General features: G+C 37.8%; 24 protein-coding genes. 6 read left to right on the top strand and 18 right to left on the bottom strand.

Going from position 1 to position 26,208, the window contains the following annotated elements; genetic code table 11:
• Nucleotides 1–36: 36 nt before the first annotated feature.
• From CTY47_RS15650 to CTY47_RS15630, 4 genes are all read left to right on the top strand, one after another.
• The gene (locus CTY47_RS15650; protein ID WP_099465719.1) at nt 37–660 is read left to right on the top strand and encodes a V-type ATP synthase subunit D; all 624 of its coding nucleotides are present in this window, start codon (nt 37–39) and stop codon (nt 658–660) included.
• 134 nt (nt 661–794) lie between these two features.
• Nucleotides 795–2,615 (top strand): V-type ATP synthase subunit I, encoded by a 1,821-nt coding sequence (locus CTY47_RS15640; RefSeq protein ID WP_099465718.1) that lies wholly within the window; start codon nt 795–797, stop codon nt 2,613–2,615.
• A gap of 50 nt (nt 2,616–2,665) precedes the next feature.
• Nucleotides 2,666–3,121 carry an ATPase gene (locus tag CTY47_RS15635; protein WP_099465717.1) on the top strand — a complete coding sequence of 152 codons (456 nt, stop codon included), beginning with the start codon at nt 2,666–2,668 and terminating at the stop codon, nt 3,119–3,121.
• A 234-nt stretch (nt 3,122–3,355) separates the two neighbouring features.
• The gene (locus CTY47_RS15630; RefSeq protein ID WP_099465716.1) at nt 3,356–3,889 is read left to right on the top strand and encodes a fascin domain-containing protein; all 534 of its coding nucleotides are present in this window, start codon (nt 3,356–3,358) and stop codon (nt 3,887–3,889) included.
• Between the two features lie 415 nt (nt 3,890–4,304).
• On the opposite strand, the gene CTY47_RS15625 is transcribed toward CTY47_RS15630, so the two are convergent.
• The 8 genes from CTY47_RS15625 to CTY47_RS15590 all read right to left on the bottom strand — a co-directional run bounded on the left by CTY47_RS15625 (nt 4,305) and on the right by CTY47_RS15590 (nt 9,045).
• Entirely contained in the window at nt 4,305–5,108 is an 804-nt protein-coding gene (locus CTY47_RS15625; RefSeq protein ID WP_099465715.1) for an N-acetylmuramidase domain-containing protein, read from the bottom strand.
• 7 nt (nt 5,109–5,115) lie between these two features.
• Entirely contained in the window at nt 5,116–5,535 is a 420-nt protein-coding gene (locus CTY47_RS15620; protein ID WP_099465714.1) for a hypothetical protein, read from the bottom strand.
• A 5-nt stretch (nt 5,536–5,540) separates the two neighbouring features.
• The gene (locus CTY47_RS15615) at nt 5,541–5,777 is read right to left on the bottom strand and encodes a hypothetical protein (RefSeq protein ID WP_099465713.1); all 237 of its coding nucleotides are present in this window, start codon (nt 5,775–5,777) and stop codon (nt 5,541–5,543) included.
• Nucleotides 5,777–6,391 carry a DUF2589 domain-containing protein gene (locus tag CTY47_RS15610; RefSeq protein ID WP_099465712.1) on the bottom strand — a complete coding sequence of 205 codons (615 nt, stop codon included), beginning with the start codon at nt 6,389–6,391 and terminating at the stop codon, nt 5,777–5,779. The genes CTY47_RS15615 and CTY47_RS15610 overlap by 1 nt, the downstream gene beginning before the upstream one ends.
• 9 nt (nt 6,392–6,400) lie before the next feature.
• The gene (locus tag CTY47_RS15605) at nt 6,401–7,213 is read right to left on the bottom strand and encodes a hypothetical protein (protein WP_099465711.1); all 813 of its coding nucleotides are present in this window, start codon (nt 7,211–7,213) and stop codon (nt 6,401–6,403) included.
• A gap of 31 nt (nt 7,214–7,244) precedes the next feature.
• Nucleotides 7,245–8,120: a DUF2589 domain-containing protein gene (locus CTY47_RS15600; protein ID WP_099465710.1), complete on the bottom strand. Its 876-nt coding sequence runs from the start codon at nt 8,118–8,120 to the stop codon at nt 7,245–7,247.
• Between the two features lie 79 nt (nt 8,121–8,199).
• The gene (locus CTY47_RS15595) at nt 8,200–8,631 is read right to left on the bottom strand and encodes a LytR/AlgR family response regulator transcription factor (RefSeq protein ID WP_099465709.1); all 432 of its coding nucleotides are present in this window, start codon (nt 8,629–8,631) and stop codon (nt 8,200–8,202) included.
• Between the two features lie 69 nt (nt 8,632–8,700).
• Nucleotides 8,701–9,045 (bottom strand): DUF3876 domain-containing protein, encoded by a 345-nt coding sequence (locus CTY47_RS15590; protein WP_099465708.1) that lies wholly within the window; start codon nt 9,043–9,045, stop codon nt 8,701–8,703.
• Nucleotides 9,046–9,286: 241 nt separating this feature from the next.
• Between CTY47_RS15590 and CTY47_RS15585 the strand changes: the two genes are divergently transcribed.
• Both CTY47_RS15585 and CTY47_RS15580 read left to right on the top strand, forming a co-directional pair.
• Entirely contained in the window at nt 9,287–10,666 is a 1,380-nt protein-coding gene (locus CTY47_RS15585) for a BMP family ABC transporter substrate-binding protein (RefSeq protein ID WP_099465707.1), read from the top strand.
• Complete coding sequence (locus tag CTY47_RS15580; protein ID WP_099465706.1) at nt 10,663–12,741, top strand: C13 family peptidase; 2,079 nt, start codon at nt 10,663–10,665, stop codon at nt 12,739–12,741. Before CTY47_RS15585 ends, CTY47_RS15580 begins: the two co-directional genes overlap by 4 nt.
• Here the strand turns inward: CTY47_RS15580 and CTY47_RS15575 are convergent.
• From CTY47_RS15575 to CTY47_RS15530, 10 genes are all read right to left on the bottom strand, one after another.
• Nucleotides 12,722–13,429 carry a hypothetical protein gene (locus CTY47_RS15575; RefSeq protein ID WP_099465705.1) on the bottom strand — a complete coding sequence of 236 codons (708 nt, stop codon included), beginning with the start codon at nt 13,427–13,429 and terminating at the stop codon, nt 12,722–12,724. The genes CTY47_RS15580 and CTY47_RS15575 overlap by 20 nt on opposite strands.
• A gap of 173 nt (nt 13,430–13,602) precedes the next feature.
• Complete coding sequence (locus CTY47_RS15570) at nt 13,603–15,204, bottom strand: DUF3857 domain-containing protein (protein WP_099465704.1); 1,602 nt, start codon at nt 15,202–15,204, stop codon at nt 13,603–13,605.
• A 5-nt stretch (nt 15,205–15,209) separates the two neighbouring features.
• Nucleotides 15,210–17,171, bottom strand: a complete 1,962-nt coding sequence (locus CTY47_RS15565; RefSeq protein WP_099465703.1) for a DUF3857 domain-containing protein — start codon at nt 17,169–17,171, stop codon at nt 15,210–15,212.
• 2 nt (nt 17,172–17,173) lie between these two features.
• The gene (locus CTY47_RS15560; RefSeq protein ID WP_099465702.1) at nt 17,174–18,292 is read right to left on the bottom strand and encodes an AMP-binding protein; all 1,119 of its coding nucleotides are present in this window, start codon (nt 18,290–18,292) and stop codon (nt 17,174–17,176) included.
• 34 nt (nt 18,293–18,326) lie between these two features.
• Nucleotides 18,327–19,379, bottom strand: a complete 1,053-nt coding sequence (locus CTY47_RS15555; RefSeq protein WP_099465701.1) for an o-succinylbenzoate synthase — start codon at nt 19,377–19,379, stop codon at nt 18,327–18,329.
• A gap of 12 nt (nt 19,380–19,391) precedes the next feature.
• The gene (gene menB / locus CTY47_RS15550) at nt 19,392–20,216 is read right to left on the bottom strand and encodes a 1,4-dihydroxy-2-naphthoyl-CoA synthase (protein ID WP_099465700.1); all 825 of its coding nucleotides are present in this window, start codon (nt 20,214–20,216) and stop codon (nt 19,392–19,394) included.
• Nucleotides 20,217–20,224: 8 nt separating this feature from the next.
• Nucleotides 20,225–21,889: a 2-succinyl-5-enolpyruvyl-6-hydroxy-3-cyclohexene-1-carboxylic-acid synthase gene (menD, locus tag CTY47_RS15545; protein ID WP_099465699.1), complete on the bottom strand. Its 1,665-nt coding sequence runs from the start codon at nt 21,887–21,889 to the stop codon at nt 20,225–20,227.
• Nucleotides 21,890–21,901: 12 nt separating this feature from the next.
• Complete coding sequence (locus tag CTY47_RS15540; protein ID WP_099465698.1) at nt 21,902–22,996, bottom strand: isochorismate synthase; 1,095 nt, start codon at nt 22,994–22,996, stop codon at nt 21,902–21,904.
• Entirely contained in the window at nt 22,993–24,225 is a 1,233-nt protein-coding gene (locus CTY47_RS15535; RefSeq protein ID WP_099465697.1) for a Cof-type HAD-IIB family hydrolase, read from the bottom strand. The genes CTY47_RS15540 and CTY47_RS15535 overlap by 4 nt, the downstream gene beginning before the upstream one ends.
• Nucleotides 24,226–24,270: 45 nt before the next feature.
• The gene (locus tag CTY47_RS15530; protein ID WP_099465696.1) at nt 24,271–26,178 is read right to left on the bottom strand and encodes an AAA domain-containing protein; all 1,908 of its coding nucleotides are present in this window, start codon (nt 26,176–26,178) and stop codon (nt 24,271–24,273) included.
• Nucleotides 26,179–26,208 lie beyond the last annotated feature (30 nt).

Raw genomic sequence — 26,208 nt, 5'->3', positions numbered from 1 at the left:
TGATTTTTTTCCGAATGGAATCTAAAATATATAAATATGGCAATAAAGTTTCAATATAATAAAACATCACTTCAGCAACTGGAAAAGCAACTGAAGATGCGTGAACGTTCCCTGCCTACTATTAAGAGCAAGGAAAGTGCGTTGCGTATCGAAGTGAAGCGAACCAAAGATGAAGCGAATAGATTGGAACTTCAGCTGGAACAAGAGATTCAGAGTTATGAAGACATGGTTGCTTTGTGGAATGAGTTTAATCCCGAATTGATTAAAGTGCAGGATGTGACTCTTTCGACAAAGAAAATTGCCGGTGTGGTTGTCCCTATACTCGACGAAATAAAGTTTGAAATAGGACACTACAGTCTTTTTAATGCCCCTGCCTGGTATACCGACGGTATCGAGTTGCTGAAAAAGTTGGCTCGTACGGGTATTGAAGCAGAGTTTTCGAATATGAAGCTGGAGTTGCTGGAGCATGCCAGGAAAAAAACTACTCAAAAAGTAAACCTTTTTGAAAAAGTGCAGATTCCGGGCTATAAAGATGCGATTCGTAAAGTGAAACGGTTTATGGAAGATGAAGAGAGTCTTTCTAAATCTTCACAAAAGATCATGCGGTCTAATCAGGAAAAACGTAAGGCAAAAGAAGAAAAAGAGGAGGCTGAAGTATGATAGTAAAGATGAGCAAATATGCCTATATGGTATACCATAAGGAATATGATACCTTTCTGAGCTCNTTCACAAAAGATCATGCGGTCTAATCAGGAAAAACGTAAGGCAAAAGAAGAAAAAGAGGAGGCTGAAGTATGATAGTAAAGATGAGCAAATATGCCTATATGGTATACCATAAGGAATATGATACCTTTCTGAGCTTATTGCGTGAACTGGGAGTTGTCCATATCCGGGAAACAAAGTCCATTACTGATGATGACAACCTTCAAAAACTTCTGTCTGAGCGCAAAAGGGTTAATGTCTTGATGCGTTTCTTTAAGAATCTGCATGCTTCAGAAAAGGATATCAAGTTAGCTCCGGCCCGTGAACTTGACAAAAAGGATGGTTTGAAGTTGCTTGATAAAATAGAAGAATTGCAAGAAAAGAAAACTCAACTTGTAGCTTATAAGCAATCTCTGGAAAAGGATATTGACTATATGTCGATATGGGGCGAGTTTAGTTATCAAAATATTAATCGTCTGAAAAGAGCCGGATATGATATTACTTTTTTTTCTTGTCCGACAGCTAAATATGAACCGGTTTGGGGTGAATTATATAATGCATTTCTCATAAATAATTTTCAGTCGATTACCTATTTTGTAACAATAACTAAAGAAGGTACATTGATTGATATCGATGCTGACCGTCCTAAAATGCCGGCAATGGGAATAGCCAAATTGAATATCCGCTACAAGAAATGTCTTCAAGAAATTAAAGATGTTGAAAATGAGCTGAAACGGATGGCCGTCGACGATTATAATACGTTGGATGCTTTTGACCGGAGTTTGCAAAACGAGTTTAATTTAGCAAATGCTTTAGTTCAAACGGATAAACAAGCTGGTGACAAGTTGATGTTATTGGAAGGATGGGTTCCTACAGAAAATGCACCGGCGATGGAAGCAGGTTTGGAAAAACACGGATATTTCTTCCACGCCCTGGAAATAGAGGAAGGTGATTCTGTTCCTATCAAATTACGTAATAATAAGTTCAGCAAACTATACGAACCGATTACACGTATGTTTTCGTTGCCTAATTATACGGAATTTGATCCCACGCCTTTCTTTGCCCCATTTTTCATGTTGTTTTTCGGGCTTTGCTTTGGTGACGGAGGATATGGTCTGTTAGTGCTTATAGTTTGTACGATTCTGAAAAGAAAGGTAAATCCTGACTTTAAACCCTATTTGACCTTATTCCAATATTTGGGATTAGCGGCGGTTATTGTTGGTACTTGTACAGGTTCATTCTTTGGTATAGAATTGGCAAAGGTTCCTGCATTTTCAGCCGTTAAGGAGTACTTTGTGAATAGTGATAATCTGATGACATTCTCAATTATTATCGGATTGGTTCAGATTATATTTGGTAAAGCTGTTGCAGCTTTAAAAACAATGTCTCAGAAAGGTACGAAATATGGTGTTGCTCCATTTGCATGGGTGTTTATTATCACGGCCTTGTGTTGTGTGTTTGGTCTTCCTATGTTGAATGTTCATTTACCGGAAATAGTATCTGATATCTTCCTTGGAATTGCCGGATTAGGGTTGCTGGTTGCTTTCCTTTACAATACGCCGGGCAAGAATGTATTCCTGAATTTCGGAACCGGATTATGGAACACTTATAATATGGCCTCCGGGTTACTGGGTGATACACTATCTTATATCCGTTTGTTTGCAATTGGACTGACCGGTTCCATTTTAGGAGGCGTGTTTAATTCACTGGCTGTGGATATGACGGAAGGTATGAATATTGTAGCACGTATTATCTGTATGCTACTGATCCTTCTGGTAGGACATTCAATTAATATAGGTTTGTGTACCATCAGTTCATTGGTGCATCCGCTCCGTCTTATTTTCGTTGAGTATTATAAAAATGCTGAATTTGAAGGTGGCGGTAAGGAATACAAACCTTTTAAACAATTATAAATAGTAATTTAAGTAACAACAAAAGAATAAATTAAAAAAACAGTTTTATTATGGGACCAATTTTATTAGCTTATCTGGGTATTGCATTGATGACAGGTTTAACTTTTATCGGCAGTAGTTATGGTGTTACAATTTGTGGTAACGCTGTTGTAGGTGCAATGAAGAAGAATCCGGATGCACTGGGTACTTATATTGCATTAAGTGCATTGCCATCTTCACAGGGATTGTATGGATTCGTTGGTTATTTTATGATGCAGAAGTTTTTGGTTGAAGGCATTTCATGGCTGACAGCCTGTGGTGTATTGGGTGCAGGTCTGGTACTAGGATTTGCCGGCCTTTATTCTTCTATCCGTCAAGCTCAGGTTTGTGCTAACGGTATTGCAGGTGTTGGTGCCGGTCATAATGTTTTTGGTGCAACTATGGTGATGGCCGTATTCCCTGAATTATATGCAATTCTGGCTTTACTGGTTGTTATTTTGATTGGAGGAACACTTCCGGTAGCATAATTAAATTAAAGAATAAGTTTTGAAGAAAGGCTTCCTTTTTGGGGAAGCCTTTTTTGTTGTTTAAAAGGGGAAAGATGTCCTTATAATTGTTTCAAAAAGTGGAATATTAAGTAATTCACAAAGGAAAATATACATTTCAGATATTAATTTTCCGGGTTCATTCTTTTAGATTCATCTTTGTAACGTAAGCTTACAAACAAAAGGATAAAAGTTTAATTTTTTAAGATTAGTGTTATGAATGTAGATTTTTCAAAGCCGTTATATATTCAATCGGCAGCTTTTAAAGAAGTTTTTCTTCGTATGGATGGTAGTAAAGTAACATCTAAAACAGGATCTGGAGGTGGTGTTGTAAACTGTCAGAAAGGTATGGAAGATACAGGAAAGTTTAATATTAAAGCACAGAGTGACGGTACTGTAACTATTGAGTCTGTAAAATATCCGGGCGTATATTTACGTATGGATGGCAGTGGCATTCGTTCGTTTGCCGGTGCAGGAGCAGGAAAGGTTAATTGCCAGTTTACTGCAGATGCTTGGGAACGCTTTAGATTGCATAAGCAGGATGATGGTTCATATACAATTGAGTCGGCTGTGTTTAATAATGTATTCCTTCGTATGGATGGCAATAATGCTTCTACACGTCCGGAAGGTTTTGGCGTGGTAAATTGCCAGTTTGGAGCACAAACATGTGAACGTTTCTATTTTGTTTCCGTGCCTGGTGACATTTTAGGGAAAGGAAAGGATATGTTAGGACAGATTCCCTTAAAATAAGGAAAGAGCAGGAAATTTTTTGTTTTGTAATAGTAGTTTGATGTAAAAGCGATGTCAGAGAATAGCTCTGGCATCGCTTACTAAATTCTAGATATTCCAAATAGCTTTCACCGAGCATTGTTAGTAGAATATTAAGAATTTGATTCAACTTTGTTGAAAATCAGATCAAATTAATGGTAATTATACTATATAATTGAATTAAAGATTATACTCGTTGTGCAGTTGTGTCAAAATGTTATGTTGATTTGTATGTCATTATTTTGTCATAATTATAATATTCATGTAATTCATGATTTTCTACAGATATAATTTTTTCGAACGTTTATTTTTATAAAATAAATTGCATGATAAACAGAAAGTCTATCATGCAACCAATTGTTTTTTCTGTGAAATGAAGAATAAAAGATAAGGCTACTTATTTTTGCTTTGTCAGTTCTTCGTATGCACTTTTTAATTTCAGGTGGTATTGGTGCTTTTCATAGCTGGGACCATTATATCCTTTTGCAAAATTTGCCCAGTCTTTGGCGATTAAGAATTGAGTTAATTTTGACTTATGTAGGAATATAATGAAGTGGCGGAGTTGATTTTGTTCGCTCTTTTTTTCTTTTTCCATAAAAACGATTACACTTTTTTCTCCGCATAATTTATGATTGCTACCCATAATTTGACCAATGCCGGAACTGATGCTCATCAAGGCTGCTACTTCATGAATCTTCATAGCTTCGTTTAAACGGTCATACTCTTTTATCCCTCCTTTATAAAGCTCTTGATTCCATGTTGGAGATAATATATTAGGATGTTCTTTTTGTAAAGGGACAGGATCAATGCCGACATTTTTTAGTTCTCTCCAGAAATGATGAGCTTCAAAAAGTATTGCAGGCTTACCCGGAGCCAAAAAACCACCACGTCCGCCGGTTTCAACTTTTAAAACGGCTTTGAGGCATGCCGGTTCTACATCTAACATATTTGCTGCTAAAATAATATCTTCTTCAGTTATTTTTTCTTGTGCAGGTCTGTTGGAAAATGTCAGAGCATCCCAGCATACAATACCCACAATGCCGTCGGTATCCAGGTTATGTTTACTTTGAAACAGAATGACATTTTCGCGTGTAGCTTCATCGAATGTACCGTTTATTTCTTGTTTATATCCGTTTTGAAGTAATAGCTCCTGAAGATAACGGACATCTTTACCTGTATTGCTTAATTTTATCGTCTTCATAATATGTCTATGTTGTTATAAATCTAATTTCAGAAAAAATTGGTTTCAAATCGGGAATTTTTACTTTTAGTATAGCTACTGTATTTTTGTGTATATTTCCGACTTTATCAGATAACTCAATATAGCCTTTCCCGTTTGGGAAAGTTACACTGTAATATAAGTAATCGGCCGCTTTGCGTGTTTCTAAAAGCCGTTGATCACACATGTGGAGGAAAAAAAGATAAGCATCTGTAAAGCTGTTTACTTTAATAATCCTTATTTCCGGATGTCGTTTGCTTTTAGCCTTACCAATCGGAGATTGATCTTTTAAAAGGAAATAGATTGTTTTTTGGTAACATCCATTTCCTTTTTGGTGATCGTTTTTTCCTTTACGGCTGACTAATTGCCATATATGCATCTTTAACTTACGAAAGAAATCAAATCCCATTTTTATTATCTGTTAAAATGACTTTTCTTTTCAAGATTATCTTGAGCTTGTTTTACTTTTCGTAAAGCATCTATTGCGGGTTTGGACTTTGTCCGGTCTATCGTCAGTTGTAGATGACACGAGGGACATTGTAATCCTCGGGATGTAATTAATTCATAGATTGATGTATGAATAAATTCTCCACATTGCGGGCATTTGAGCCCGACTTTTTGCTCACGGGCATTGTCTTCTATATTTGCCATTATTTACCTCCTTCTTCTTCGGTTACCTCTTCAACTTCAATATCCTCTACTTGCACATTGTTTGCTGTTAAATGGAGTAAGTTTGATAATCCGGAAGGCATATCGGCCTGACGCATTTTAACCTTGATTTTCATGTTGGCTGATAGGCTTTGCTGGATATTACCGGAACTTGTTCCGTCACTTTGTTTAGGTGCTAATGATGCACGAAGTTTGAATCCTCCATTATTATCCTCACTGACACTTTTTCCTTCTTCTGTAGAGAAATGTTCTTCAGTAGTCTCTGTTAACGCATCTAGAATTTTGATGTCAAAGTCGAAATCGGCTTCTTGAATTTGTAGTAGAGGCAGAGGTACGAGTGTTAACAATGGAATGCTTACACTTTGCTGTTTACTTCCATTCACATCTTGATTGGTATAATTGAAAGTCAGCATCCGTATTTTTCCTGTTTTACCCGTTGCCGGATCGTATGAATCAAAAGCTATTTTCATCAGATAATCCAGATAACTACGGGACGATAACGCGTCGGCTTCAATAGTTGCAATTAACGGACCTGCTATTAATTGCTGTAGTTCCATTACCTGGCTGCTATTGGTTCTTTTCTTTTTATCTTCCATAACTTTTGTTTATTTCATAACGAAGTCTTCATAGTTTTCTTCTTCTTCTAATTGCGAAAGGGAAAAACTGCGTGGACTAAATTTTAATTTAAACGAATGGATTGCTTCTTCCGGCATATTTATAAGTTCTTCGGCCGTAATAGCAACATCCAGTTGAGGAAAAGATTTGAACTTTTTGAAGTTAGCATCTTTAGAAAGTTTCTCAATTAATCCGGAAATAGCTTTTTGCATATTTGCATCTGCTGTCTCACGTAGTTTATCGCCTTCTGTACCAGAGAATAATTCATCAAGATCAGTATCATATAGAAATTTCTTTCGGACTACGTCAGTGATTCTACTTAATATAACTTCTTGTTTGATAGAACCATTGTTTCTGTCTACCGCTTCGTATATGTTTGACCGGAAAGCTTTTCTCATATTACGACTCAGAAAAGCCCAGAATTCTCTATGGAAAGCCGTTTCACTTTTAAGTCTTTCAAAAAAGTGTTTTTCACCTTCTTTACCCTCTATGTCCGAGGTCATTATAGTGGACATAACGCTACTGATTACAACTTTTGCTGTTTCTTCGCAAAGTTCATTCAGGAATTGCCTGAATTTATTGTACTTGATATTGAACTGTTGTTGACTTTCCGATGCATTTTTTACACCATACTTCAATTCTAATTCCATATCGCTTACCATAACGTTCGGTAGTTGGAAATCTTTTACTTTCCCGTCTTTTCCGTACGATTCGCTAAGAGCCAGCGAGTAAAGATTAGCTTCATGCTGTGCTGAAATGATGTCTCTTAAAATAGAGCCTATTACTGAACTTAACTGAGCCATAATATGATTTTTTTTAATTAACTTTTTACTTTTAATCTTCTATGCCGTCTTCTCCAGCATTATTGTTGGCTGATGCAGTTTCGACTTTGATTTCGACTTCCTTGCCGCCTTCTACAAATACTTTGTATGTACCTGCGCTCAATTCGATAACTTTACTGTCGCCATCTATCTTGAAGTCTTCTCCATTTGAGTTTCCGCCGCTAATTTTCAATGCTTTTGGAGACAACAGGCCGTTTTTGTCTTTGTACGTTGCTATTAAGCGTGCTTTTTCCTGTCCGTTAATTGTAAAACGGGTGCTGTTAACTTCCAATGTACCTTCAGGATCGGATACATCCAAAGCGTTACCTAATAATTCCAAAACTTTGGCAAGACCTGCAGGCATACTATCTTGACCGGCTTTTACAGCCACGTCCATAGTGTATTCTACACTGTACTTTGATTCTTCTGTAGCCTTAGAGTCTTTCTTTGATGAATAGTTGGCATTCATCTTTGCATCCATGTGGAACGGGCCTACTTTCAAACCGGCAGTCACTTCTGCACTACCGCCCATACTTGTGTTCTCTGATACTTCTGACGTGCTGGATGATGAAGCAGAAATACTGGCTTTAAAATTAATATCGATGCTATGGATAGCGATATAAGGAATAGGAACGATTGTCAACAAAGGCACATTCAACTGTACCATGCGTCCTCCTTGTAAGAATGAAAAAGATACGGTAACAGCTGTTTTTTCGTGTGTTTCCGGATCTTCGTTCAAACCGACTTCCTGAATAAATTTCCAGGTTGTTTGTGCTGCCATAGCCTGAGCTTCAATACATGCTTGTAATGGGCCGCCAATAATTGATCCAAAAGGAATTGCCTGCAATGCATTGGTTGCAACTTGCGACGGAGTTTTGTCAATAGCCATAATAATAATCTCCTTTTTTAATTGTTGTTTTTAATACTGTTGTTTTCGTAAGCTTACGATGCAAAACTATGGATAAACGTTAGTCGTGGAAATTATCTTCTTTAGTTGAAGGAATATCCTTTTTACTTTTTCGTTTTCTGTATTTGAATGGCGATTTTGTTTCTTCCAGTATATCGAAACATGCAGATACTTGTTGACTGTAAGGACTGCTTACAGGTAATTGTTTTTTTCCAACATATAATATATTTCCTATAAAAGCATCCACTTTATGCATATTTACAATATAAGAGCGATGAATGCGTACAAAGATGGTTGACGGTAATTTTTGTTCCATCTCCGTCAATGAATGAATAATAATAATTTTAGTACCTTGCATTAGATGAATTTCACAGTAACTTCCATCTACCTCTATCCATTGGATATCGGTATACAGATATTTACGGAAGAAATCTTTTTGGCGAATAAATAATCCGTCTTTTACATGACAGATAGATTCTGATTTTGTGTTCATGCTAAAAATAGAATTAAAGAGCTCGGTGAAAGCTATAATGAAATATCAGTGAATTACACTGATCATTTTTTATTTATATTCCTCTCTGATGTAAGTTCCACCAGGGGATAAAAACAGAGTACTGTCTTTCTTGCTATATGATATAAAAATACGTCCTTCTGCTTGAATATAGGTTCCATATTGAGTTTTTAAGATGGGATAAATAATGGGATATTTTTCTCTGTTTACAGTAATATGATGCACTATAGCAATGTAACCACTGTCTGTAGAAAGTATAGAGATACACGGTCGCCCTTGTATGCTTATCCAGTTTCCGCAGATGTAATCAATGGATGTATCAGTCTGTTTTTTACAATCATATAAAAATAAAAAACAATAGGAAAGTAGTATTGATGTAATGATAATTTTGTTCATAATATTGTAAATAGAATGATGTTTGAAGCAAAAATACAAGTCTGATTATTTTAGCAGCAAGAAACTTTTTGGATTATTATTTTTATTCTTTGGTTTAGGTATAATTCCGGATATATAGAAATTATCCGGTAATATTGTAAAAAGGAATATCACCAAACCAAAAAATAAAATTATTCCGTCAAGGGCATTCATCTAGTTTTGCAACCGAATCAATTTATAAATAATAAAAGGAGGTTGTATTATGAAATCTGTCACTTTAGCATTATTGGCCATATTATGTTTGTCTTGTTCAAAAGAAGAAGCAGATTATACAAATTGTAAAACAAGTAAAGAAGTTGTACAAAAGTTTCATTCTTATTTTTGTTATCCGGTAGATAAGCTGACATGCCAATTGGATGGATATATGGATGGTGAATACGTTGTTCAGGTTACGTCGAGTGATGTGCCATGTCAATTATTTTCAGATATTACAGGGATCAAAACTGCTCCTAAAGATTCGTATGAATATTCTTTTGTATCGGATGACGGTATTTCTATTCGGATTAATGGTAAAAGAACATCTGAAAATGCTATATATGCAACCTGGCGTATAAATATTCCTGAGATACCTGGAGTTTCAATAATCCATTTTGCTAGTCCGGATATAGCTAATGGAACAAACGGAGAGCCTGTAGGAGGAGTTCCTGTTATTTTTGTAGCAGGTACACGATATGAGGTCCGCGTATTATTTACTCCGGGTGGACTCGGTGACTTATCGTATAATGATGATATTTTCAGGGGAATATTGCAAGAACAAAAGCAAACAGGATTCTACTTACGATATAACAATCCTTTGAATATAGAAAAAGCGAAGGAAACTTTGGAACAATGGATGGCCGGAAATAATTCGGGTAATATTTATACGATTGTTGCAGGTAGTGAATATGAACAATATTTGAAGAATAGAATGCCTTCCTTTTTCTCTCAAAACTATTTGTTTTTTGAGACAGATGCTACGGATTTTACTTATCCGGTCTTTTGTTTTAGTGGTTACGGAGTATCATTTTTGACCGGAATAATGGCTTATTCATTTATTCAAGCAGACACGGCAGCATATTTGGGAGGGCAGCAAAAAGAACTCTATGTTGAAGAATGTTATGCAGGTTTTCGCGATGGATATTTACATGCCGGAGGCAAAGAAGTAGTTGCTAATTATCTTTCCTCGAATCCGGATGGTTTTGTTATGTCGGAGCAGGCATATAAAATGGCGGATAGTTTATATACACATTATCCGTTTTTGTTAGCCGTAGCAGGAGGTGCTAACAATGGAGTTTATCAATATCTACGGGAACATCCCCAAGTCAAAGGGTATACCGCAGGCGTAGATTGTGATCAATCTGCTTATTCTTCGCATATTATCGGTTCAATGGTAAAAAAAACAGGCGATTGTGTCGGTGCATACATACGTCAATGGATAGAGGGTAAAAATATTCCGATGCGTCAATTATACGGATTAGAGTCAGGATACACCTATTTCCAATTGGCTGATTCATACAAGCCGATGCTTGAACATATATTAAAAGGCAATTATTGCTTGGCTATAGAGAAAGAATACTCTTATCATTTATACGATAAATTATGAAAACAAATATATTGTTTTGTATCCTTTTTTGCAATTTGCTGCTTAGCGGTTGTATAGATGAAAGTGTTTGTAAAGTTTCAGACCGGAAACCATTAAAGGAATATCACATCGCTTTAGTCTTACCACTGGATGCGAAAGGACAGAGTAGATGGACATCCGTTATAAATTGGGCTTTGAATTCCATAAATCAGGCTTTGGTAGACCAAGAGCAAATAATAATTAAGCCTGAATGGTATAATGAAAATGATAGTAATATTGAACAATTATTTAAAAACCTGGCTAACCGGGATGATGTTTATGCAATTATAGGTCCTCTTTATTCCCGGAATGCTATTATTGCAGCACATCAATGTGCAGTCACCAGAAAATCTTTGTTACCAGTCCTGGCTTCTTCTGAGTTAATGATGAGAGAGTTTTCCCGTCAGGGATTTTTATGGTGTTTGACAGAAAATGATATTTCGCAATGCGAGATACTTTTGACACGAGCTTCACAAAAAGGAGCTAAAAGTGTTTCACTATTTGCTTGTAACGATAATTATGGAGACACTTTTATGGATTGGTTCGCTTTCCAGGCTACCGAATTGGGCTTAGACATAGATAATCTGGTGAGGTATGATAAAGCCAGTTTATCAGAACAAATGGAGAGTTTGCTACGTACTCAAACAGATTGTATCATATGTATTCCATCGGATACACTTGATACTCGCCAGATGATAAATTGCCGGAATCGTGTGTCTAATGCAAATCCTTTTCTTTTATTTTCAGATGTCGCTTTTCTTACTGAGCCTGATGAGACATTGGAGGGTATGGAAGGAATAGCACAGACACATGATCCGGAATCTGGATTTAGTATTGCTTATGAAGTGCATTATGGAAAAGAACTTGAATTTGGTTGTGCTCATTTTTATGATGCTGTGTTATTAACCGGATTAGCAGTGTTGGATGCGCATCTCACAGAAACGACAGATATAAATGCTTCTCTCAGACGAATTGTTGATGGTAACGGTGAAGATATGAATGGCTGTTCTGAGGAAGCCATTTACCAGATTGTAAAACAGATGAAAAGGGGTGTTTATCCCCGGTTAAGCGGAGCTAGCGGGCAGTTGCGGTTTGATCGTACTGTTTATACAAATGTGATCCATTCTGTATATTGTCATTGGATTATATATAATGGAAAATATTTAATATTGGAATATAATACATCAGACGGTTCCCGGCGAACGAATGCTTTTGCTGCTAATTGGAATTGGAAAGCTACCCGTATGCAAAACTTCAGTCAAGAATCCGAATTAAAATACCCTGAACAGAAAGGGCTTTATGCTTTAATTGTTGCCTCTTCGTCAGGATGGGAGAACTATAGACATCAGGCTGATGCGTATGCTTTTTATCAATTGCTACAGGAAAATGGATTAGATGACGACCATATCCTGTTAATTGCCGAAGACGATATTGCTTTTAATTCTCGGAATCCCCAGCAAGGAGTTGTGATGGTTACACAACAGGGAGAGAACGTGTATGATAATATTTGCATAGATTATAATCCTTCAAAACTCACTTTTGAAAGATTAAAGGCTTTACTATATGGAGAAGAAGTGGGTGCTTTTTGTTCTGGTAATACAGATAATCTGATTGTCTATTGGGTTGGACACGGAGAACCTCAGGGGCTTAAATGGCTTGAGAAGTTAGTGCCTGTGAATGTTGTAGCTGAAATGTTTTCTGAAATGGCAAAAGAGAATCGTTTTCGTAAACTCCTGTTTATTTTAGAGACTTGTTATGCTGGGAGGGTAGGAGAATGTTGCAAAGAGATTCCCGATTTATTATGTTTGACAGCAGCCAATGGTGATGAAACATCTAAAGTGAGTAACCATAGTGAATATTTGCATACGTGGTTATCGAATAGTTTTACAGATGCTTTATTTGAACAGTTGTTACAAAATGATAGTCAGAGTTTGTATAAATTGTATAATAAAGTATATAACCGGACGATAGGCTCGCATGTTTCAGTTTATAATGCGGAATATTTTGATAATTTGTATAACTCGTCCATAAATGAATTTATTTATACTCCTCATTGATCATATTAATTGTTTTATGGAGTACTTTCTGCGTATTTATACTTGTATTGGTTATAGATTTTGCCATTAACGGAAGTGTAGTCAGCATGTATTGACAAAAGGTGCTATCTTGTGCTATTTGCTTCCATTGCTCTTTTGCGGTCGGGACGTGTGCATTATTTGGTAGATGGGCATAGAAATTGGAGAGTTGTTCAATCCGAACTTCTCTATAGTGAGTATCCATATCTTTTATGATATTAATATATTCATAGCATTCAAACAATTGCAGTAATAATTGTTTGTTTTTCATTCGTTGCATGGTGCCTGATACTTTTGTCATATCTAAGGCATTATTTTTCAGGAACCAATAGTAATAAAGACGGTGATGATTATAATATCGGTTTACAATATTTTCGTCAATATTTTCTTTTTGGATGATATTACGGTAAAGTAATTCAGAAAATGCGATTTCATCTTTGCAGTGATTTTGTATGTTGGAAAGCTCAACTAAATCATACTCGAGCTCATTTACCATCATTTGCATAACCTGGCGATCTTCATTTGACTCTATATAATTTTCTATCAGGTTTTCGCCATAAAATGTGGCAGTAATGCTAATTATTACGACAGATAGTTCCGTTGTATAATCAGCCCACCAATCGGCATGTTGTTTAAACTTTTGATATAAAGCCTTTAGTAAACCAATCATGAATTATCTCTTTTTATAGGATAAATATCGGTATTCATCCCCAGAGAGATTAATCTATTTATTAGTTATGGTATTTTCTTTTCTGAACTATGTTTCTTATAAGATAAAAGCCCCGCGAATTATTATAATTTACGGGGCTTTTATTTGATCAATCTGGTGTAGAACCTGTTTCTCTATTTTTCTGAAAATAATAGTAATCTATTGTTTGGGTCCGTCCATTCATTAAGAAGAACACGCAAATCGCTATATTCAGCCGGAGTAAATTGTTGCTTATTCAATTCGATGGTGCGAATTACTTCAATGGTACTGTCTTTGGAAGTGATTGTTTGTGTAACTTTTCCGTAAGGCTTACTTACCACGGTCTGTCCAACTGGAGTTTTTAATGTTAATCCTTCAGCATTATTTATTGTGTAGGTAATTTCTTCCTGTAAAAGAGAGGGTATTTCAAACAATCCGGCGCGTCTGCTTGGCAATGATGAAATATTCCACGTATCTATACCTTTTGATAGAACAGGTAATGTGTAAATTATAAAACCACCTTTTGCCATAGAGGCATCAATATTTATTTCTTTGTTTTCTTTTATAATAAGAGGTTGGGTATTCACCTGGATTTGTTTTCCATCAAGTGTGAAAATGTTATCTAATATGCCCCGGGCTTTTACATTAATTGGTTCCATGTTAAAAGCTGACAAATACAGGTCTTTACCGTTGGAAGTCGCTTTTACCATAAATTTTTTTATACTGCGAATACCTGCAATGTTTGCATCCATATTTGCAGGATAGAAAGCAACTATTTCCGATTCTATACCAGCTGCATTAAGCATAGAACAGAGTAATTGTGTTTTTTCTGTTGCTGTCCCATAAGCGCTACGTAATACATCATCTGCGTTGCGAATGGTGAATCCTGTATAATCCAGAGGAATTGGGCATAGATCTATATTCTCAACAACATGGCGTTGAGTAATTTCTATCTTTTCTTTATCACTGGTTGCGTTTTCTGTAATATATTGTGCAAACGCTTTACTTTCATAATTCATAGAATTATTGAAACATTGTTTCATATATCCAAGAGCTTCGGATTGTGATGTGTAAGTTGTAGCAATAAGACGAGGCGTACCATCGTTATTCTCCGGTAGAAATGCTTCACGGGAAGAGGCTGGGACATTATGCAAAGTCCAATTTACTGTTTTTTGCCCGTTGCTGCTCGTCTCAATGGCTTTCGCGCTTGAATCATAGAGATGATACGTAAGAGTTGTGTTGTGAGGAACAATAATTGTCAATGAATACTCTTTTACCGGCGAAGTTGCAGATAGAAGCTCATCTATATCGAGTGCCGGATAGAATCCAGGCTTGGATATAATAGAATAATCCAGATAAATAGTAGCTCCTAACTCTAATCCGGTATGTACTACCACCATTTCTTTTAAGTTATTATAAGCCGGGGCGTCTGCTGCAAAACGGGGCAAGACTTCTACAAAAGCGTTTGGAGGAGTTTCAACAATAGAACCATCCTTTTGTACGGTATAAGAAGAATGTATTTGTAATTCCTGATATTGTGGGTTGTACAAAATGAAACTTTCTCCATACGTGCCATTCATAGCCGTATGAGTATAGAATGTCAACTCCATAGTGTAGCGATATTCCTGACTGCCATCAGAATTCAATTTGTATGTTTTTCCCACTTTCTTGTATTCTGCTTCTGATGCTGCAAATGCAGATATTGAGGTAAACAGCAAGCAAAAGAGAAGAACGGATATTTTATTTATTTTATTCATGGTTTTTATTTTTCAATTATTATATAGTCTCCGAAACTTTTATGGGCGTTTACTGCTGCACGGAATCCTTCCCAGTCGGCAGCTTCATAAACACGTTTTTTTAAGGAAAGTTTTTGATGAAACTCAATAGTATTTCCTTTTTGTTTGAGTGAGCCATCAAAATCGGCGGCTGTACTTTGTTTATGGTCTTCTTTGTCTGTTTGCATCATTGTATATCCTTTCGGCAATTGAATTGTTTCGTCCAATTCTACCAAACGGGAACAGGCATCTTTAAATCCGTAATTGCGGTTTTTTAAATCGGTGTTAATACGCAAATAGCTTTTTACCTGATTATACAAATTATTCATCACCATAGGTTTAAATATTATGTGTTTTCCGGCAACGGAAGCATATTGAGGAATCTCATATGTGAAAGTCATCCGTATAGGCGCTGCCTGATAATTTTTCGGATCTTTACCACAATCCACTTTTAGCAATTTTGCTTTAGGTGATATATTTAGCAATTGCTTTTCCAGAGTATTTTGCCAGTCAGACTGCCAACCTCGGGTAAAAATACTACGGATGTTACTGTCTGATTGTCCTTCTGCAGTAATAGTAAATTGTCCGCGTAAAGTACCATTAATATCTAATTTATTGTTTGCTTTGATACGTATATAGTGGTTTTCAGGTGCGGAAACAGGAGTAAGGCATAAATCGGAACCTTCAGGTACACCAGGCAAATAGTTCTGTTGCTGTTCGGCACTACTCCATAATTCACGGCAGAAAGGAACCCAGGTCGGATCGAGCGGCATATAAGTTCCATTAGATAATTTAACTACGGCAACACAATGATTAAAATGGTCTGCCGGAATACTTTCGACACGGCTGCCTGCCATTGTCATAGCCGGATAAGCTTCAAATCCTGCCATACGAAGGAATGAAATTAATGTCCCTGCAATATCTTTGCAAACACCACAGCGATCGGTATAATTCATTTTGGTATTATGAAGCGTAAATCCTTCTCCTTTCCCCATTGAGATGCCAGCATAACGGATATTGTCTGCAACCCAATGTGTTAAAACGGCAATCTTTTCCATTTCCGTGCTTTTGCCTTTTATCAGTTCATCTACTTTTTTCTGGGCTTCGGGTAGTGGCGCAAAGCTATTGTAGTCTTCGTTTACCTTATTAAACCAAAGAGATTTGTCTTGCCATTTGGGGGTTGACGACATCATCAGTTTGGGTGCACAGTCAAATAAGTCAACCATATTAGGCTCCTTTTTGAATGGCAGCATATCCTTCATTGCAAAAGTATAGACTTTCAGCCCGTCTTCATACCGCATTGACGAAGTACATTCTCCCTGATAGAATTGAAATTGCATATCTTTTTCCATAGGGATGGAAACTGTATATACTTTGCGTACGGTAGGTTCTGTAGCCCAGAAAGGAACAATGTCATAAAATTGTCCATACATAGGAGGGACGAAACGTGATTCATCATCATCTCCTGCTAGGAGGGCGTAGGTAAATCCTTTCTTTGCAATTTTATATTCTATAATATCACCGGGATAGAGACGGCCTACTTCCATCATGATTTGGCGTGCTCCCCAGTAAATAGCCCGTGCCGGTGCGGCATAGTCACAAGCTTGAGTAATATCCAGATTAATCACATCTCCGTTTGTACGATAGATTGTGACATAACGAAACTCTGCAAATGCAGTCAACGGGTCATAATCATATTTAATAATCCGATTTTGAACCGCTCCTTTAGGTGTTTGTACTTTTATTTTCTTGTATATTACAAAAGAGCCGGATCCCGAAGGTTGTACTGTAACGGCAGTGCTATCCAGTAAAGTGATACAATCGGCAGTTGCATACATTTTTTGTTTTTCGGTTGTTGGATCTTGCGGTAGCTGACAACAAGAGTTACTCTGTCCGTATGCTGACGAGTATATCAACAATGAAAACATTACAATAAATAAGTGTTTCATAATTATATAGTGTTATTTGTTACCTGTAATTTAATAGCGAGCTTTCTGCATTCCGGACGGTTTATCTTTCCATTACCTGTATATGGAATGGATTCTACCTTATAAATACGCTTTGGTTGCTGGTATTTGGGTAAAATCTCTTTTATGTGTTGTGCAATATCTTCTTCTTTTTCAATTAACAAAATAAGCACTTCTCCAAATTTAGGATCGGGAATAGAAGTTATAGCAAAGTTGCAGGAAATAATAGAATTAAGAGCTTTCTCAACTTGTTCTATCTGAATTTTGACTCCCCCGCTATTTACTACATTGTCTTTTCGTCCGATGATAGAGAAACTTCCATCAGGAAAAATCTGTGCTATGTCATTTGTCTCTAATATGTTGTCGCACACACAAGGTGCATGTATTGTTAATGTCTGTTCCTGGGAGAGTGAAATATTGACTGATGGGAATGGTATGTATCGTACAGATCTGTCTTTTCCGTTTATTTTTCGAAGAGCAATATGCGAGAGTGTTTCTGTCATGCCATAAGTCGAGTAGATTGAATTAGGAAGTTCTCTTATCTGTTTTTCCAAAGCATTGTCAATAGCACTTCCTCCAATGATTAAGATGTCAATTTGTTTGAGTCTTTCTGTTTCTTCCGTAACTTGTAATGTATTATAAACTTGCAAAGGAATCATGGCTGCAAAACGAAAAGGTATGTTTACGCCTGCCATCGGATGTCCGGATGGTGTACGAATAACCAGATTTAATCCGGCAACCAATGAGCGTACAACCATCATTTTCCCGCCCACATATTGTAACGGCATGCAGAGTAAGGCTCTGTCTCCTTTTTGCAGATTCAGAAATGAACAGGTCATTATTGCGCTTTGCATCATTTGTTCTTTCCGTACGGTTCGTTTTTTGGGGTTTCCGGTAGAGCCTGATGTTTGCAAAGTGATAGTTGGGGATTCATTGAACCAGTCTGCTAAGAAAGCATATAGATCATTTCTGAATTCGGTATCCTGATTCGTATCTGTTTTTAATAAATCCTCAATGTTATCTTGCGTATATACAACACCTTCTAATGTCAAATGTTGTTTTTTAATATCAAGTATATATTCTTTTAAAGTAGTTGTGTGCATAACTAACTGTTTGACAAATCACGATTCATTTCATTTATTGTTTAATAGAATAAATGTCGGGTTTCTTTCCATCTGGATTATACCATAGACAGTCTTTCTTGATGTCGAGCGGCATTTCTATATTATCGGTAAAAAGCAAACCTGTACCTAGTCCTTGCGGAAGTCGGTTGTCGTATGTTGCGCACCATTGAGCGATAGCATTCAATCCTATATTTGATTCGAGGGCAGAAGTAATCCACCAGCCGATTTTAAATTTAGCGGCTGTTTTTATCCATTCTTTGCATCCGGAAAAACCTCCATGTAACGATGGCTTTAGAATGATATACTGAGGTGAGATTGTTGTTAATAATTCTTCTTTTTCTTTTGAAGTGTTGCATCCTATCAGTTCCTCATCCAAAGCAATGGGCAAAGGAGACAATGTTGTTAGCTGAGCCATTTCTTTCCATTGTTTTGCACGGATAGGCTGCTCTATGGAATGAAGGTCTAACTCTGCTAATCGTTTTAGCTTCTCTAATGCATCTTTCGGCGAAAAAGCTCCATTGGCATCTACACGCAATTCAATTTCTTTGGAGGAAAAATGTTTACGTATATATTTTAACAAATCTATTTCTTCTTCAAAATTGATAGCTCCGATTTTTAATTTGATACACCGAAAGCCGGCTTCCATTTTTTTCTGGATTTGTTCAAGCATTTTGCCATGGCTTCCCATCCAGATTAGCCCATTTATAGGAATTCCGGTTTCACCCCGGGAGAAAGGAGTATTCCATAAAGCATAACTCTCGGTTTCGTAATGACGGACAGCCATTTCTATTCCGAATAGGATTGACGGATAGGGGCGAAGAACTTCCTTATCTATGATTTGTTTCGATTGAAAAGATTCACATACAATTTTCAGAATATTTTCATAGTCTGGCAAATCGTCACAACTCAAATTGGGCAGCGGGGCACATTCACCAATACCAAACCGTCCCGGTTCTTCCTTTGATGTGAGTATTAAATACCAACTTTTGCGTGTGGTATAAATGCCTCTGGATGTCCCGGCCGGTTGTTTGAAGTGTAAAAGACGGGGGAAGATTTGTATATTCATAAAACCTTTGTATTATGGGAATTTGGGATAATCTTCAAATTGTGGCCGACGTTTTTCCAGGAATGCTTTACCACCTTCCTGGGCTTCTTCTGTCATATAATACAACATCGTCGCATCTCCTGCAAGTTCCTGTATTCCTGCCTGGCCATCTAATTCCGCATTAAGCCCGGCTTTAATCATACGAAGGGCTAACGGACTGAGCAACATCATTTCTTCTGCCCATTGTACATATTCGTCTTCCAGTTTATCAAGAGGAACTACTTTATTCACAAGCCCCATATCTAAAGCTTCCTGTGCATTGTATTTTCTACAAAGGAACCATATTTCGCGTGCTTTTTTCTGTCCCACGATACGGGCAAGATAAGATGATCCGAATCCGGCATCAAAACTACCGACACGTGGTCCTGTTTGTCCGAATATTGCATTTTCGGAGGCTATGCTTAAATCGCATACGACATGTAATACATGTCCTCCGCCAATGGCGAAACCATTAACAGCTGCAATAACAGGTTTGGGCAGTGAACGGATTTGTTTCTGTACATCCAATACGTTTAAACGGGCTACGCCGTCTTTACCGATATAGCCTCCATGACCTTTGACGTGCATGTCGCCTCCGGCACAAAAAGCAACGTCTCCGGCTCCTGTCAGTACAACCACATTAATATCCTGCCGCTCTCTGCAAATGTATAGAGCATCGCTCATCTCTGTTGTTGTTGTTGGGGTGAAAGCATTGCGGTAGCGTTCGCGGTTGATTGTGATACGGGCAATGCCTTTATAGAAGTCAAATAGAATCTCATCGTATTCTTTAATAGTCGTCCAATCTCTTTTTGCTGACATATCTGTTTTTATTTAAGTTGGTGATAATAATCTTTTAATATTTTCACATCGTTTGCTTTATCTGTGAATACTTCCATCAATAATGGTTGTTCTGTAAATTCTGCTTGTACAAAGGTTTTCATAGCTTCTGCCAATTCTTCATCATTATGGACTTCCATATATTGAAATCCTCGCTCTGTTGCCCAACCTTGTGCCGTAGCGGAATGAGTTGCAGTAACAAACCGGTGTGTTTGTTCAGTCATCTTGAAACCTGGTAAAGACTGAAATATTTCTCCTCCGCCATTATTAAGTAGCATGATACGTACATTATTACGGATATAATTGTTCCATAAAGCGTTCATATCATAGAAAAAACTCAGGTCACCGATTACAATAAAGTTTAGTTTCTCCGAAACGGAAGCATAACCGATAGCAGTAGACATCGAACCTTCTATTCCGCTGGTTCCTCTGTTGCAGCATACTTCAACAGATTCGGGAATAGAAAAAAGTTGGGCATAACGAATCGTAGAGCTGTTAGCCAAATGCAAGGCCGATTCTGCAGGTATAGTTCTGATAAGAGTGCCTATGGCTGACAATTCCGAGTAGGGAACTTGTGGTTCTGGGATGTTTTTTGAAAGAGCTTCCCACATCTTTGGATATTCACAAATTTTGCTGCTCTCGAGCATGTAAGCTATTTTCTCCAAAAATTCGAACGGATCCATTTCTATTACAGTAGTTATGGAACCATACAGATCTGCCACTTCGCCGTCTAACGACACATGCCAATGTTCTTTGGGTGGATGTTTACGAAGGAGTTGTTTCAATCGTTTTGATACGATGTGGCCTCCATAAGTAATAACCAAATCTGGTATAAGTTTTTCTTGTTTATCACAGGGAGACGAATAAATTACTGCATCGAAATTTTTAATGGGAATTCCGGGAACAGTACGATTGCCCGTATGTTCGGTTAGCCAGGTAAAATGCTTGTATAATAGTTTGCAGATTTTCTTTTCAAACAAATAAATCAGATTCATTTGTCCGACAATCATCATGCGTTTATTGTACTTATTTAAACGTTCGATCAGATTATTGTATTCTTTATCATAGACATTTAGTCCCTGATAACGCGTGATAACGCGTACTTCTGGTAATTCTTCGGTAGTGAACTGGAATAAAGGTTCTGAAACCGGGATATTAATGTGTACCGGTCCTTTACCATGATGGTTGAGTTCCAACAGAGCTTCGTTGACCAGACGATTGCAGTACCATTCGTCTTCATCCGTGTGTATTTCAGGCAGGTTTACCGATTTTTTTACCAGGGAATTGAACACGCCGGGTTGTGGCAAAGTTTGCCCGTCCATTTGTCCGATCCAGGCGGAAGGCCGGTCTGCAGATATAACAACAAGTGGCACTTGCTGGTAAAAGGCCTCTGCTACAGCCGGGTGTATATTTAATAATGCCGTTCCTGATGTACAGCATACAGCAGCAGGTTTTCCACTTTGTAATGCTAATCCGGTAGCAAAAAAGCCGGCACTTCTTTCGTCTGTCACAGAGTAACACTGAAAGAAAGGATGGTTTGCTAATGTATGTACAATCGGAGCATTACGGCTTCCGGGACATAAAACAATATTACGGATGTCATATTCTTTTAACAAAGCTACTAATTGAAGAATGTTTTTTTTGTCTGAGTACATGTGTATCGTTTTTTATTTAAGCAATCGTTGCATTGTTTGCATCTTGTCCTGCGTTTCCTGCCATTCATCTTCCAAGGCGGAAGACGCTAATAAACCACCGCCGGCATATAAAGTTAATGCCTTTTCTTCAATATGCATGCAACGCAAATTGACATATAAGTCTGTTCTGCCTTGTGGCTCCAGCCATCCTATAAATCCGGAATAATAACTGCGGTCATATCCTTCATTTTTTAAGATGAATTGATAAGCCTCTTTTTTGGGTAATCCGCATACTGCCGGCGTAGGATGAAGCAAAGCTAATACATTTCCTAACTTATTGCTATCCGGTAAAGAGAAATTGAAATCACTTTTCAGGTGGGATACTTCTCCGGCACGTATGGCATAAGGACCATTTTCATGAGGCCTGATATTTAGGGATGCCAGTTGATGACGGATATAGAATGCTACCAACTGTTGTTCGCGCCAATTTTTGTCATCCCATTTTTGGGGAATTTCTTCATTTTGTATTGGTTGGGTTCCGGCAAGAGCTACAGTCTGCCATTGCCCGTTATTGCCGGCAAGCAGTATTTCCGGGGTACTTCCGATCCAGGTTCCGGTTGCAGGCGTATGGCACAGGTATATGTACGAACGGATGTAACGTTTAACCGCTGCATAATACATTGCACCGGGTGAAAATTCATCCTTTTTGTCAATTGTTCGGTTTCGGGATAAAACGAGTTTATCCAAATCACCTTTATGCAGAGTTTGACTGAAAATAGAGAAGCATTGTGCATATCTTTCTTTTTCATTCCGTTCGGATGAATTTTGGATTTCTTCCGGGAGAAATTCTTTTTTCTTCCGGATGTATGCTTTTTCTTCTGTAAACTCCGGCAGACTGAAACAGTCTGGTTGGATTAGCACAATGGGGTGTTCTTTACAAACCCGGAACGGAGCGATTACAAAACCACTCCGTTTATTCAAGTCTTCTATGTTATAAATTAAACAAGGAGAACCGGATGATTGCATCCGGAAATGGACTACATCTTCTCCGGGAATGCGCCATATGGCAAAACTTTTTCCTTGTTCTATTAACGAATCTATTATTCTTTGATTATCTTCTGTTGTCATTTCTTTTTCAGTATGCTGTTTACTACCCGGATGGAAGAAACCAGCTTATCGGTGGAAGTAAATACATCGACATTCCAGACATGTGATGAACGCCCTTTGTGAATAATGGTTCCTACGGCGCGTACAGTATCTCCTTCATGGGCCGACGACATGTGATTGCCGCTTACTTGCATACCGACAACAATTTCATCCGGTTGTGCCAGAATCATAGAACCCAGGCCGGCAACAGTCTCAGCTAGTGCTAAAGTAGCTCCTCCGTGTAAAATTCCAAAAGGCTGCCGTGTCCGTTCGTCAACAGGCATTGTTGCTTCAACCCGGTTTTCCGAAGCGTAAGTATATTGAATCCCCAGATTTCCCATTAGTGCATGACGTGCACGCATATTCAACTGTTCTAACGGAATTTCTGTTGGTCGGATAGCTGATAAAACAGCTTTTTCGACAGCAACAGCAACGCCGTCTTCATTGTTTGTTAAAGTTGTAATATCTACACATGCTTTTACCGAATCTTCGGCATTTCCCATCGCTATGCCTAGTCCGGCTCCCTGTAGCATGGAAACATCACACACACCGTCACCGATAGCAATTACTTCTTCCGGTAAAACGGATAGTTTACTTAATAATACACCTAATGTGTTTCCTTTATCAATAAACTGCGGAACCACTTCCAGAAAATAAGGCTCAGACCGAAATACGTCCAATACACCGCCTAACCGTTTCTTCCAATGATTTTCCAGACCGATTAACGCTTCTTCGTCATCACTTACCAGCATACATTTGCAAGGGGCGAAATCCACAGCTTCAACAAAATCGTTTACGCCTCTTATTTCCATATTACTGAGTATTGCTTCTTGCTTAATATGTTCGTTATCAGGTTTGTCTGTAATGATATAATCTTTGTGATAGGTGAAAATTGCAAAGTCGTTTTTCTTAGCTTTCTTGTCTATGTAAGGAAGCATTTCTGGATTTATCCGCTTTTCAAAAAGTAATTCTCCGGTTTGGACATTGATAATTTGCCCGCCGTTGTACGAAAGTATAAAACCTCCGTAATGATTTAATTCTAATTTCTTGGCTATCGGCATTACGCCATTGGTAGGCCTGCCTGATGCCAATACGATATGTATTCCCATCTGTTGTACTTTCAGAAGGGCGGCTTGTGTACGGGGTGTTATCTCTTTATTGTCATTGAGTAACGTTCCATCTATATCGAGGACTAATAATTTATACTTCATGGCGCCTTGATTTTAACTGATTAAAGTACAAATATAACGATATTCTTAATTTTTGTGGCCGGATTCCTGTTGTAAATTCTTAATGTACCGGTATAATTCTCTGTAAAAAGCATGCTGGGTTAATGTAGAAGAATCACCTAATATAATCAGTTTCATTCTTGCCCGGGTAATAGCTACATTCATCCGGCGGAGATCATTTAAAAAACCAATCTGACCGTTTTCATTGGCACGAACCAGGCTAATCATTATTACATCACGTTCCTGGCCTTGGAATCCGTCCACTGTATGTGTTGTAATAAGTTTACGATATGGTTTGAAGAATGTGTCTCTTTTGATAAGCCCCCGCAAATAATGTACCTGCGCTTTATAAGGTGATATAATGCCGAAATCAATGTTTTCTTCCAGTATGCGTTCTTTTCCTATTTTTTCTATATAAATATGAAGCTGGTCAATCAATAGTTCTGCTTCAGGTTTATTTATCCGGCTCATGCTTTCTGTGAGTTGAGTTTCTGCAAAGTCACATTCTTTCGTATCGATCCATACAATGGGCATATCGAAATCTAATATGCTCCGGTACTTTACTTCATTTGCCGATTCTAATTGATTGTGATAGAACCAACGGGATGAAAAACGCATAATGTCGTCATTCATCCGGTATTGTGTTTTTAACAGAGAAACAGTTTCCGGTTTCTTTATTGCAATCTTTTGCATTAAAGTCCGGTCTAATCCTTCACGCGCAGCTTCTATACATTTGATAGTAGGAGGTAGCTGATGATGGTCGCCGGCAAAAATAACACGGTCTGCCTTGGATATAGCTATCCAGCAAGCCGCTTCCAAAGCCTGGGCTGCTTCGTCTATAAATAAAGTAGTAAATTTCTTGTTCATTAATAACCGGTTGGCAGAGCCAACCAAAGTACAAGCTATCACCCGGGCTTCGTCAAACAGTTCGACATCAATTTTAACTTCCAATTCTGTTGCCCTGAATTTAAGGCGCGACAGGCGGTTGCGAACCGTATCTCTTTCATCCCGGTTTTTTTTGCGTATGGATGATTGTATGTCACGGATAGTTTTTCGTATGCTCCATAATTCTGCATAATCGGGATGGGCTTCAAAACGTCGTTCATAAGTAAATGATAACATTTTATCATTTACACGGGTCGGATTACCGATTCGCAACACATTGATGCCGCGGTCTACCAGTTTTTCCGAAATCCAGTCTACAGCTGTATTGCTTTGTGCACATACCAAAATTTGATTTTCACGGTGAAGTGTCTCATAGATAGCTTCTACCATTGTGGTTGTCTTGCCGGTTCCCGGAGGACCATGAACGATAGCTACTTCTTTAGCAGAAAGAACTTTGTTTACGGCTTCTTCCTGTGAGGAATTTAACCAAGGGAAACGGGAGAGGAAGAGTTGCCGGGTTTCAACAGGAACTTGTCCTAATAAAACATCACGTAAGTGTGAAAGACGATTGCCTTTAGCCTTCATTGCTTCCGATAATGCGCCGAACATAGTTTTGTAGCTGGTTTCGTCAAAATATAATTGGATACCGATTTCGGATGTGTTTTGTATATCTGTTAAAACAGAAGGAGTAGGTAAGGAAACGACCATGCAGTCATTTTCTACATAACTGATAATAGCTGAAAAATTCAGATAGCAGATATGCCCACCACTGTTTAACGTGAAAAAGCAGACAGGACGGCCGTATTCGAAGTTATGTTCAATGTCTTTATCTTGCAGTCTGTTAACCTCTACAACTAATTGGTTTAGCGAGTTGTAATAGTTAGATCCTACGTGTATCGGATACCAGCAAAAACCTTGTTGGATTCTTTTCCATAATCCGGTTTTCTCTGTTTGTTGTTTGTATGTTTCTTTTTCAAATTCATATTCTTTTTGCAGAAGATCATATTGGTGTTGCAGATCTGCAATCGGAGATATTATATTATTGGTCATCCTATAAGCTGATTTTGACCGGTAAAAGTA

It is taken from the genome of Parabacteroides provencensis (genome assembly GCF_900232875.1).
GTDB classification, from domain to species: domain Bacteria; phylum Bacteroidota; class Bacteroidia; order Bacteroidales; family Tannerellaceae; genus Parabacteroides; species Parabacteroides chinchillae.
Note: the sequence above shows the minus strand (reverse complement) of the source record. Positions and strands in the feature narration are given on the sequence as shown.